Genomic DNA, 10,545 nt, shown 5'->3' with positions numbered 1-10,545 from the left:
GCCGGCGACAAACGCGGCGATGGCCGCAGTGCCGTTGACCGGCACCAACTCCGCGGCAGCCGCGATCGCCGGCCACAGCGGGGCGCTGCCGTGGATGGTCGTGCGATCGGGGTTGAAGGTGTCGTCGAAGTCGAGCAGGTGTGCGGCGATCCCATTGGCGAGAGCGGCATATCCGGCGCCGGCGCGCTGCCGGGTGCCCGCGATGGCTGCCGTTCGTGACCCGTCGCCGGGATCGAGTGCGGCGATCCCCGCGCGCACCCGGGCGGCCTCATCGGTGGCCGATCCTGCGAGGGTGCATCCGAGCCAGTCGATCAGGCAGCGGGTGGCCTGGTGGACGACCTCGGGCGGCAAGTCCTCGACGCGCAGTTCCGCTGCGAACGCGGCCAATTCCGCGCTGATCCCGCGCCCGTCGCCCACCTGTAATCACCCCGTCTGTGTTGGTTCTGAAAAGACTGATTGTGTCGATCGTGCCCGATCAATAGGACTGCGAGACCGTGGTCGCCATGTTCGAACCGTCGCAGTCCACTCGCACCAGCGCGCCGGTGATCTCGCCGGGATCCGTCGTCAGCCGCACGATCTGTTCGGCGATCTCGTCGCGGCAGCGTGTCAGATCCTCTCCCTCGCAGACGATCCCCGGGGACAGCGCATTGACCGTCACGCCGTCGCTGCGCAGCGACGCGGCCAGCGCGCGGGTGAGCCCGAGCAGGCCGTACTTCGCCGCCGAGACGTGCACCCGCGCAGGGTCGCCGTCGAGTGCGTTGCGGCCGAGGATGTTGACGACATGCCCACCCGGGACAAGGGTCGGCAACGCATGCCTGATGCAGGTGAATGCGCCGTCCAGGGTGACGGCGTGGACCCTGCGCCAGTCCTCTTCGGTGATGTCGGCGAACGCCGCGCGCGGCCGGTAGGACGCGTTGTTCACCAGAACACGCACGCTGCCGTGCTCGGCGATCGTGGCGAACATCTGTTGCACTGCAACAGGATCGGTGATGTCCGCGGCGACCGTGAAGGCGTCGCCCCCGGTGGCGCGGATGGCGTCGACCACCTCGTCCGCATCACCTGCGCGCGACCGGGTGTTCACCGCGACGGTCCAGCCGGCACGGGCCAGTCGGTCCGCGATGACGGCACCGAGGCCGCTGCCTGCGCCGGTGACGAGTGCCACGCCACGATCAGGCATCGGCGAGCGGCACTGTCTGCGCGAGAAGTGCTGTCACATCCTCTAATTCGTCGATCCGCCAGCAGCAGTCGAGAAGCGCCTCCGCCTGCGCGACGCCGAGTACCGGGACCACGAGTGCGCGGAATTTGGCGCTGAGCTCGTCGTCGGCCAACGGAGCGGCAGGGGTGCCGCGGTTTCCCCGCACCTCGGTGGTCAGGGTCTGCCCGGACGCGAGCACGAGCTCGACATCGGCATCCTGCTTGCCCAGACCCGGGTCGGCGACGACCTTCACGCGGTCGCGCAGTTCGACGATGTCGGGACGGGTCAACACCGTTTCGTCGAGTTCCTCGGTGCCGACCCGGTGGAACGCGACGGCCGCCGCCGCACAGTGCCGCAGGCTGAACTTGGCCTGCATGCGCGTCGTGGGTCGGGGAAGATCGGCGAACCGAGCGGCCGGCGGTGAGACACGGACCTCGATGGCGGTGACGTCGGCGGCAGCGATGCGCTGGCCGGTCGTCAGGGCGATCACGCCGTCGATCATCGGGTGGGTCAGCGATCCACTCGGGTAGAGCTTGTATCCGTTCGACGTGATGTTCCACGTCTCGCCGAGCCCCGTGGCGATCTTCTCGGGCGCAGGGTCGGAGCTCATAACCGCGAGGTAGCCGAAGTCCCCCTCCAGCGCCTTCGCGCCGGCCGTCAACCGCTGCGCGACGAGGCAGGCCGCCAGAACACCGTCCATCGCGGCCTTGCCGGGATGCATGCTCTTCAGGTCGCTACCCGCCATCACCCGCAGGCCGGCCGCCTGTGTCGCGCCCGCCGCGATCGCATGCTCGACCTGCTCAGCGCCGAGGCCCATCGTGCGGGCAGCGGCTGCCGCCGCACCGAGGTGTCCCGACGTACCGGTCACGTGCCAGCCCGCGTCGTAGTGGGTCTGGCCCGCAGCGTGGGCGACGCGGGTCTCGACCTCGAACCCCAGGGCGAAGGTGGCGAGCGCATCCTTACCCGTCGTCGCTCGGGTGCCGGCCACGGCAAAGATCGCCGGCCACACCGAGCAGCTGCCGTGCACGGTGGTGCCCGGCGGGTTGTACACGTCGTCGAGGTCGAGCACATGCGAGGCGAAAGCGTTCAGGAACGCGGCGTACGGAGCCGCGGCCCGCACGCCCGTCCCGACAACCGTTGCACTGCCGTGATTCTCACTCACTGCCAGCGCACCACGGGATCGGCGGGCGGCGTCGTCGGTGGAGCCGGCGACGGCCACCCCGATGTGGTCCACGAGGGCGCGTCGCGCCGCGTGCAGTACCGCTTCGGGGATCTCGTCGCCATCGTGTTCCGCGACGAACTTGGCCAGTAGCGCAGACGGACCGGCTTCGGTCACTGATCCTTCCTCAGGCCAAGGTTGCCGAGCAGGGTGCCGACGATCTCGGTCTGGTTGTTGAGGTAGTCGGTGAGCTCCTGGCCCTGCAGGTTCTGGGTCACCAGACCGTCGCTGCTGGCCAGGGTCTTCCAGCCTTCGGTCTCGACCATCGCCGAGATGTCTTCCTGGTATGCCTGGACGGCGTCTTCGGGCATGTCGGGGGCGCCCATGATGGCGCGGAACTGCACGGGCACCTGTGACGAGTCGATACCTTGCTCCTCGGTGGTCGACACCTCCGGGAACGCTTCCAGGCGCTCGTTGCCGACCACGGCGATCACTGCCAGTTCGTTCGCACGAACCTGTTCGGCGACATCGGAGGCGCTGCCGAGCATGATGTCGGCGTCGCCACGCAACAGCGCGGTGATCCGTGAACCGGTGTCCTCGAACGACAGGAACTTCCAGGTGGCGCCCAGCGAGTCCTGCAGCACCAGTCGGGTGAGGGCGTCGTTGGCGGTGCTGGAGCCACCGGTCTGGACCAACGTGTCGGGTGCGGCCTTGGCGGCGTCGACGAACTGGGTGAAGGACGTGAATTCGCTGTCGGCTTTCGTCACGATCACCTGCGGTTCGGTGGCCACCAGGGAGATCGGGGTCAGCATGTCGAGGTTGACGTTGGAGTTGGCGACCGTCATCGGGGTGGCGACCCAGGTCGGGGTGACCTGAGCGAGCAGGCCCGCGTTGCCCGATCGTTCGATCAGGTAGGACATGGCGCCGATGCCGTCGCCGGCGGGAACGTTGCGCACCGGCCACTGGCTGTCGATGATGTCGTTCTCGTACATGATCTTGATGATCTGGCGGGTGAACACGTCGGAGCCGCCGCCGACCGCGTTGTGGGTCACCACCTCCACATTGCCGGGTGCGCCGCCACCCGAGCCCGAGCCCGAGTCGGAACCGGAACCGGAACCGCCGCAGGCGGACACGCCGAGTAGGGCGAGGATCGCGATCAGGACGGTGAGGGATTTCTTTGTACGGTTCATTTCTCTTCCTTGAGAGTTGGGAACTTCTGTGAGACAGAGGGTCTGTTTCATACCTCTGAATCGAGCATCTGTTCGCGCACCTTGCGGGACTTGCGGCCGAATGTGAGGAGGAGCAGCAGCACAACCGCAAGTCCGATGAGTGCCGCTGAGATGGGCCGCTGAAGGTAGATCATCGGACTGTTGTCCGACAGGAGCAGCGACTGGCGGATCGAGTTCTCGGCGATGGGTCCGAGGACGAACGCGAGAACCAATGGCGCGGGCGGGATGTCGAGCTTGCGCATGACGTAGCCCAGGAGTCCGAAGATCACCAGCAGCCAGACGTCGAAGATCGAGAAGTTGACGCTGAACACACCGACCACCGAGATCAGCAGGATCCCCGGGTAGAGGACCTTGTAGGGGGTGTTCAGCAACTTCGCGAAGAACGGCACCATGGGCAGGTTCATCACCAGCAGGGCGAGGTTGCCCAGGTACATGCTGGCGATGATCGGCCAGACCACGTCGGAATGCTCGGAGAACAGCAGTGGTCCGGGGTTGAGCCCGTAGAGCACCAGCGCGCCCAGCAGGATCGCGCCGGTCCCCGAACCCGGGATGCCCATCGTCAGCAGCGGGACCATCGCCCCGCCGGTCTCGGAGTTGTTGGCAGCCTCCGGGGCGGCCACCCCCTCGATGGCGCCCTTGCCGAACTCTTCGGGATGCTTCGAGGTGCGCTTGGCGACGATGTAGGACACGAATGACGCGACCGTGGAACCGGCGCCGGGCAGGACCCCGATGATGAAGCCGAGGACCCCGCCCTGCAGCATTGCCGGTGTCGACCGCTTGATGTCCGCCCCGGACGGAAGCAGTTCGCGAAACTTCTTAGGCACCGCAAAGAGCGGCTTCTGGGTTTTCTCCTCGAGGTTCACCAGCACCTCGCCGATGGCGAAGATCCCGACGGACAGGGCGATGAACTCGATGCCGCCCGCCAACTCGATCTCGCCTCCGGTGAACCGCTGCTCGCCGGAGAAGAGGTCGGTTCCGATAGTGGCGAGGAACAAGCCGATGAACATCGAGATGAAGCCCTTGAGCAGGGAATCGCCCGCAAGCATGATCACCAGCAGGAGTGCGAAGAGCATCAGCGCCGAGTATTCGGGTGGGCCGAAGTTGACCGCCACCTTGGCCGCGAGCGGGGCGAGGAACGTGAGCCCGATGACACCGATGGTGCCGGCCACGAACGAAGCGATCGCCGCGATGCCCAGCGCCTGCCCGGCCCGTCCCTTCTTGGCCATCTGGTAGCCGTCGAGACACGTGACGACAGAGGCGGATTCACCCGGAATGTTCATCAGGATCGAAGTGGTCGAGCCGCCGTACTTGGCGCCGTAGTAGATCCCCGCCATCATGATCAGGCCGGTCGCCGGGTCGAAACCGGTGGCCAAGGGCAGCAGGATCGAGATCGTCGCAGGCGGGCCGAGTCCCGGCAGGATGCCGACGAGTGTGCCGAGCAGGCAACCGACCAGCAGCCAGAACAGGTTGGTAGGCGTGATGGCTGTCTGGAATCCGGACAGCAGACCGTTTACCGCATCCACTCGTCTTGTCCTCTCTCCCCTGTCAGGCCATCGGTCCGGTGTTGAAATCCGTTCACTGCCACAGGGTTCCTACAGGGAGTCGGACTTCGAGCAGGATCTCGAAGACGAAGTACATCAGCGGGGGGAGGAGCAGCAACGTGACGATCGAGGGGATGGAGCGCATCCGTTCCACCACCAGGATCACGAACAACACGAGCACTTCTCCTGCGACGAGGAATCCCAACGGATCCAACAGCGCGGTGCAGATCACCAGCGCGAGCCAGACCAGGAGCGCGCGGGCGATCTGGTTGCGCCCCAACGACAGCGTCGGGGCCTCACCGCTACGTGCTCGGGGACCGAACGCCCAGACGGCCGACAGCAACAGGCCCAGTCCGATGAGGCAGACGGTCAGCAGTACCGGTAGGTATCCGGGACCCGGCTCGTTGTTCCCTCCGTAGAACGGAAGTTCCGTCGAACTCCGGTAGAGCATCCACGCTGCGGCCGCGGCCACCACGAGGCCGAGCAGGATGTGGACCCGCTGGGTCAGTCGGCGGTCATGCTCGCTCGGCGGCGCGTCGGCGCTGTCCACCGGCTGGCCGTCGTGGTCGGCGATCAGGGGGGTGTCACCCACCGCTCGATCGGTCGTGGTGTCGCCCTGCGGATCGGGGAGATGACCCGTTCCCGCGGGGGCTGCACCGGTGGGTTGTTCGGTATCTCGAGCCATTCAGACCTCTTGGTGCCATGTCTTCAGGAGGGAAAGAATTTCTGTATGTGAGAAATCTAGGTTCAGCCGGTAGATGTGTCAAGCATCACTTCCTGCGCCTGAAGGTCCGCGGGGCCCGTGAAATCGCCGGTACTCTTCTTCTATGCAGAAGGTGAGGCCGGAGAGCGAAACGGGTCCCGCGTATCCGATCGCGTCGGTGAACAACGCGCTGTTGTTGCTTCTGCTGTTCCGCGAGCAACCCCGGGTGCGACTCACCGACGCGTGCAAGTACCTCGGTGTCGCGCACTCCACCGCACACCGACTGCTCGCGATGCTGGCCCATCACGGTTTTGTCCAGCAGGAGCCGGTGACTCGGGCCTATGTGGCGGGTCCCGCGCTTGTGGAAGTCGGCCTCGCGGTGGTGGGTTCGCTGAACGTCCGCGAGCAGGCTCGGCCGGCGATGGAGGAGTTGAACACCGAGCTCGGTGAGACCGTCCACCTCGGCGTGCTCGAGGGCAACCAAGTCCGCTACGCCGACGCGGTGGAGTCCGAGAAAGCCCTGCGCGTAGTGGCTCGCACCGGCACGTTGGTGCCCGCGCACTGCACGTCGCTGGGCAAAGCACTGCTGTCACTGATGACGGACCAGCAGGTCGCAGAGATCTATCCGACGTCCGACGAACCGTTCACCGCGAGAACCGATCAGTCCATCACCACACAGGCCGAACTCCTCGAGGAAGTGGCCAAGACGCGGGAACGCGGGTACGCGGTCAATTCCGGCGAGACCGAGGACGACGTCGGATCGGTGGCGGTGGCGTTCCGTGACTTCGCGGGTCGGCCCGCCGCGATCGCCGTGGCGGCACCCGCGAGCCGCCTGAATTCCCAGCGCATCTCGCACATCGGAGAGCTGATGATCGAGACGCTGGCGAAGAGCCCGGACGGCCCCCGCCGGGGCTGACCGGCGGTCAGCCGGGGTCCTTCCTCGCGCTGATCAGACCTGAGCCCGCGGTGCCGAGCATGACCACCGCCAACATGATGAAGGCCATCTGCACGCCGAGCCAGCCCGACATCGCGCCCGCTGCCACCAGGATCAGGGTCTGGCCGAGGCGGTTGGTCGCCATGCGGAGGCCCAACGCGGACCCACGGCTGGTCTCGTCGACGAGATTGACGACCCAGTCCATCGTGGTGGTCTGGGACAAACCGAGCGCGAAGCCGAGCACTGCCATCGCGGGGATCATCGGCACCAGATCGTCGCTGACCGCTATCAGCACCAGGCATGCCGAGGCGACCGCGGTGGCGCTGACGGTCAACCGCAACGTGGAGAGCCGCCGCACGAACATCGGTGTGGCGGCACGCGCGAGCAACGCGCCGGTCGAGCTGATGCCCAGCAGCAGCCCGACCTGGGACGGTTTGAGGCCGACGGCTGCTCCGAGCAACGGCACGTACACCAGCAGTAGGTCCATGCCGCTCTTGGCGGAGAAGCTCGTCATCAGCGCCGCGGGCATCCCTCGCCGCCGAAGCAGGTGCCACACCCGCTGGGCTCGCCCGGTGCGAATCGTGGACTTCTGGATGTTGGTGCGCCAGGCGAGAATTGCCGGAGGCACGCCTGCGACGAACACCCATGCGGCGACGAGAAGGGCCGACGAGGTGGCCTCGAGACCGGGTTGTTCGGAATGTCCGATGATCACGCCGCCGGCGATGGGGCCGGCGATCTGACCGAGCGCCGAGATGGTCGTCAACATGCCGAATCGGTTGATGCGGGTCAGGGAACTCTGCGCCTGAGCCATGATGCTCTGCGCGCCGATGGTGCCGGACATGTGGCCGACGCCCAGCGCGGTGGTGGCCAGTCCGATGGCGGGAACGGTGTCGGCGACCACGAGCGCGAACGCCGCCGCCGCGGCGACGGTCAGTCCCAGTCCCAGAAGGACGGCGGGATGGTGCTTCTCGGCCCACCGGCCGAATCCAACCGCGAGCAGCATCGGGGGGACGGCGAAACACGCCGCGGCGAGCCCGAGAGCGGTGCCGTCTGCGTCGAGTGCCAACAGGCGGTAGGTCGACACCGGGCGGGCCAGTGTGACCGCGGTCTGGAGCAGGAAGATGCTGGCCACGGTCCCGAGGAGCCACCACGGCGGCACAGTGCGACCCGAGAACACCTTCACGGCTCAGTCGTACCTCCGCCCGTACCGACGGGCCCGGGGTACGCGTCGATCAGAACTTCCAGCCACGCTCCGGCGTGGCGACGTCGACCTCGACACCGTCTGGATCGCGGAACTTGAAGAATCGGGGCGGGTCGGCCTTCTCTGCGCCGTACACCTCGATCCCGCGTTCCTTCAGCGCGGTGACCACGGAGGCGGTGTCCTCGATCGTCACGCCGATGTGGTTGGGGCCCATGGCTCCATACGTCCATTCGGACCTCTGGATCTCAGGATTGGGCTGCAGCAGTGAGTAGTTGACCTCGCCGTCGCTCAGGTCGATGGCCTTGCCCGGGTAGTGGCCGGGAGTACGGATATCGCCCAGTCGCTTGAAGCCGAGCACGTTCTCGTAGAACTCGGCGGTCCTCTCGAGATCCTGGACGACGATTCCAAGGTGTCGGATGCGCACCTGACATCCCCTCTTTCTGATTGTCGATGGTCAATTTTCCGTTGTGGAGAAAATATTTCTGCAAATCAGACTGTAGGACGTCCAGCCCACAGCGTCAATGATTCGAAGGAGGGAGCAGACGGCGGTAGCGCGTGCGGCAGTGCCACGTCTGCTGCAGTCATGCGATTAGCGGTTCACAACGGGGCGCCGATATCAGTGTCGGCAATGGCAGATTCCGTGGGAACCACTTTCAGAATGCTGTACCGCGATTAACATGTCGGTCATGTTGAGCGCCGTGCGGCGGGTTCTGGATCACCAGATGACCATCGCCGAATGGATGGGCACCGCACTGTTGCTCAGCGGCCCCCATCTCGGGATCGGGATCATCTGGTCGCTGACCCACACCAGCCACCTGTCCCAACTCGACGGTCCGGCGAAGGTGGTGTCGTTCTGCGCGGCCGTCGTCGCCTGGCCGGCCCTGCTGTTCGCCGACGTCTGTTCGACGTGACCGCCACCCGCATCCGAATCGCCAAACGCACCGCGCGCTGGAGCGACGACCCGGTCACCGCAGCCGATGCCATGGATTTCTGGTCGTTCGCCGCAGGTGCGGCCAACGTGGTCATGCAACTGTCGAATCCCGGCGTGGGTCACGGCGTCGTCGAGAGCAAGGTCGATTCGGGTGCGCTGATGAAGCACCCGTGGAAGCGGGCACGGACGACGTTCCAGTACCTCGCTGTCGCGGTGATCGGATCCGACGAGGACCGGGCCGCGTTCCGCGACGCGGTCGACGAGGTGCACCGTCAGGTGAAATCGGGACCGCAGAGTCCGGTGCGGTACAACGCATTCGATCTCGACCTCCAGATGTGGGTGGCGGCGTGCCTGTTCGTGGGCCTCGAGGACACCTACCAAATGCTGCGCGGCGAGATGACTCCCGAGCAGGCCGAACAGTTCTACACATCGGCGTGGCCGCTGGGCACCACTCTGCAGGTACGCGAGGACCAGTGGCCCGCGACCCGTGCGGAGTTCGACCGCTACTGGGACACCGCGTGCCAAGACATCGCACTGGACGACGTCGTGCGTAGCTACCTGCTCGACCTGATCGACTTACGCATGATCAATCCTGTTCTGGCACTGCCTTTTCGGCCGTTGCTGAAGTTCCTCACCGTCGGCTTTCTGGCGCCGGTGTTCCGCGAGGCGCTCGGCGTGACGTGGGGGCCGGCCCGGCAACTCTTGTTCGAGAGGTTGTTCCTGTTCGTGGCCTTCGTCAACCGGTTCCTGCCGGCGTTCATCCGTCAAGGCGGAAGTCATGCGCTGCTGGCCGACGTCCGCAGACGTACCCGTCGGCAACGGCGACTGGTCTGAGGAGGTGGCCGTGTCCGGCGTCCGAGTCGCCACCCGTCGCCTGTTGAGCACCCGCGTCAGCGTCGCCGCGGTCGTCGAAACTGCGATGTGGCTTGCCATTCCGTACGTGACGATCGGTTTGGCGTGGGCGTTCTTCCACTTCGAGGAGGTGCGGCAGCTCGAAGGATTGCTGCAGACCCGACTGCCGGCCGGCGCGGCGATCGCAGCGATCATGATCGTCGCCGGCCTGTGGCCCGCCTACCTGGTCGTGCCGGCTGTCTGCATGTCCTGACGCGGCCGCCGTCGCATCCAGGACAGCATCATTCCCACGAGGCCGATCCCCAGCAGGCCCAGCCACACCGCGTGTGCGGCGAGCAGCAGGCCCCGATGTGGTGATGCTGCCCCGTCCCCACCCACGTCGTAAACGGTCAGGTCGGCGTCACGGTACGCAACCGGCAAGCTCAGTTCGGGTCCACGTCCCTCGATCACCACCCAGCCCACTCCCGCTGCGGCGAGCTGTTCCCGGTCGGCGCCGGATAACAACAGCCGCTGGACCTCGCGGGCCCGAGTGCCTTCGCCGGGAACGGTGCGCCCGGCGATCGTCAGATCCCCGGTGCTGAGCACATCGGCACGCACCCAGCGCGGCAACGGATCCAGGACGGGGGCATCGCCGGCCCAGGCAAAGCTGCGCATGCTGTCGACGGGCAACACCGCCACCGGTCGGGGATCGGCATTGATCACCGCGGCGGCGGCCTGCCACCCCGGTGGGTACTGCACCGGTGACACCCGCCCGCCGACACCCCACGCCAGATCGGGCAGGGTCGCCAACAGGGCCGCGC

Annotated in this window: 12 protein-coding genes and 1 pseudogene; 4 read left to right on the top strand and 9 right to left on the bottom strand. The window is 66.4% G+C overall.

The window, feature by feature from the left end:
• The 6 genes from WA965_RS17325 to WA965_RS17300 form a co-directional block, all read right to left on the bottom strand.
• Positions 1 to 417 (bottom strand): MmgE/PrpD family protein (locus tag WA965_RS17325; RefSeq protein WP_526447854.1); only part of this gene is annotated, 417 nt, incomplete at its 3' end.
• A gap of 58 nt (positions 418 to 475) precedes the next feature.
• Entirely contained in the window at positions 476 to 1,177 is a 702-nt protein-coding gene (locus WA965_RS17320) for an SDR family NAD(P)-dependent oxidoreductase (protein ID WP_526447852.1), read from the bottom strand.
• Positions 1,170 to 2,531, bottom strand: a complete 1,362-nt coding sequence (locus tag WA965_RS17315; protein WP_526300704.1) for an MmgE/PrpD family protein — start codon at positions 2,529 to 2,531, stop codon at positions 1,170 to 1,172. The genes WA965_RS17320 and WA965_RS17315 overlap by 8 nt, the downstream gene beginning before the upstream one ends.
• The gene (locus WA965_RS17310; protein WP_526300703.1) at positions 2,528 to 3,544 is read right to left on the bottom strand and encodes a tripartite tricarboxylate transporter substrate-binding protein; all 1,017 of its coding nucleotides are present in this window, start codon (positions 3,542 to 3,544) and stop codon (positions 2,528 to 2,530) included. Before WA965_RS17310 ends, WA965_RS17315 begins: the two co-directional genes overlap by 4 nt.
• A gap of 47 nt (positions 3,545 to 3,591) precedes the next feature.
• The gene (locus WA965_RS17305; protein WP_526300701.1) at positions 3,592 to 5,106 is read right to left on the bottom strand and encodes a tripartite tricarboxylate transporter permease; all 1,515 of its coding nucleotides are present in this window, start codon (positions 5,104 to 5,106) and stop codon (positions 3,592 to 3,594) included.
• Between the two features lie 52 nt (positions 5,107 to 5,158).
• Complete coding sequence (locus tag WA965_RS17300) at positions 5,159 to 5,809, bottom strand: tripartite tricarboxylate transporter TctB family protein (RefSeq protein WP_526300699.1); 651 nt, start codon at positions 5,807 to 5,809, stop codon at positions 5,159 to 5,161.
• A 142-nt stretch (positions 5,810 to 5,951) separates the two neighbouring features.
• Here WA965_RS17300 and WA965_RS17295 point away from each other — a divergent pair, with 142 nt between their 5' ends.
• On the top strand, positions 5,952 to 6,743 hold the full coding sequence (locus WA965_RS17295; protein ID WP_526300697.1) for an IclR family transcriptional regulator: 792 nt from the start codon (positions 5,952 to 5,954) through the stop codon (positions 6,741 to 6,743).
• Positions 6,744 to 6,750: 7 nt separating this feature from the next.
• Here the strand turns inward: WA965_RS17295 and WA965_RS17290 are convergent, their stop codons facing one another.
• Positions 6,751 to 7,944, bottom strand: coding sequence for an MFS transporter (locus tag WA965_RS17290; RefSeq protein ID WP_526300695.1), 1,194 nt, complete (start codon positions 7,942 to 7,944; stop codon positions 6,751 to 6,753).
• Positions 7,945 to 7,993: 49 nt separating this feature from the next.
• Positions 7,994 to 8,386, bottom strand: a complete 393-nt coding sequence (locus WA965_RS17285) for a VOC family protein (RefSeq protein WP_178359395.1) — start codon at positions 8,384 to 8,386, stop codon at positions 7,994 to 7,996.
• Between the two features lie 262 nt (positions 8,387 to 8,648).
• On the opposite strand from WA965_RS17285, the gene WA965_RS17280 reads away from it, so the two are divergent.
• Genes WA965_RS17280 through WA965_RS17270 form a run of 3 tightly spaced genes read left to right on the top strand, consistent with a single transcriptional unit; the run spans position 8,649 to position 9,998 of the window.
• Entirely contained in the window at positions 8,649 to 8,873 is a 225-nt protein-coding gene (locus tag WA965_RS17280; protein ID WP_526300693.1) for a hypothetical protein, read from the top strand.
• Entirely contained in the window at positions 8,870 to 9,727 is an 858-nt protein-coding gene (locus WA965_RS17275) for an oxygenase MpaB family protein (RefSeq protein ID WP_526300691.1), read from the top strand. Before WA965_RS17280 ends, WA965_RS17275 begins: the two co-directional genes overlap by 4 nt.
• Before the next feature lie 10 nt (positions 9,728 to 9,737).
• The gene (locus WA965_RS17270) at positions 9,738 to 9,998 is read left to right on the top strand and encodes a hypothetical protein (protein ID WP_526300689.1); all 261 of its coding nucleotides are present in this window, start codon (positions 9,738 to 9,740) and stop codon (positions 9,996 to 9,998) included.
• On the opposite strand, the pseudogene WA965_RS17265 reads toward WA965_RS17270, so the two are convergent.
• Positions 9,965 to 10,545, bottom strand: a pseudogene (locus WA965_RS17265) (hypothetical protein); the annotation flags it as partial. The gene WA965_RS17270 and the pseudogene WA965_RS17265 overlap by 34 nt on opposite strands.

Origin of the sequence: Mycobacterium sp. (genome assembly GCF_049683935.1) — a bacterium.
Taxonomy (GTDB): domain Bacteria; phylum Actinomycetota; class Actinomycetes; order Mycobacteriales; family Mycobacteriaceae; genus Mycobacterium.
Note: the sequence above shows the minus strand (reverse complement) of the source record. Positions and strands in the feature narration are given on the sequence as shown.

Bases quoted from the DNA above. Each gene is read 5' to 3' on its own strand.
- WA965_RS17295 (WP_526300697.1), top strand. From the start codon at position 5,952: ATGCAGAAGGTGAGGCCGGAGAGCGAAACGGGTCCCGCGTATCCGATC.
- WA965_RS17310 (WP_526300703.1), bottom strand. From the start codon at position 3,544: ATGAACCGTACAAAGAAATCCCTCACCGTCCTGATCGCGATCCTCGCC.
- WA965_RS17300 (WP_526300699.1), bottom strand. From the start codon at position 5,809: ATGGCTCGAGATACCGAACAACCCACCGGTGCAGCCCCCGCGGGAACG.
- WA965_RS17280 (WP_526300693.1), top strand. From the start codon at position 8,649: ATGTTGAGCGCCGTGCGGCGGGTTCTGGATCACCAGATGACCATCGCC.
- WA965_RS17320 (WP_526447852.1), bottom strand. From the start codon at position 1,177: ATGCCTGATCGTGGCGTGGCACTCGTCACCGGCGCAGGCAGCGGCCTC.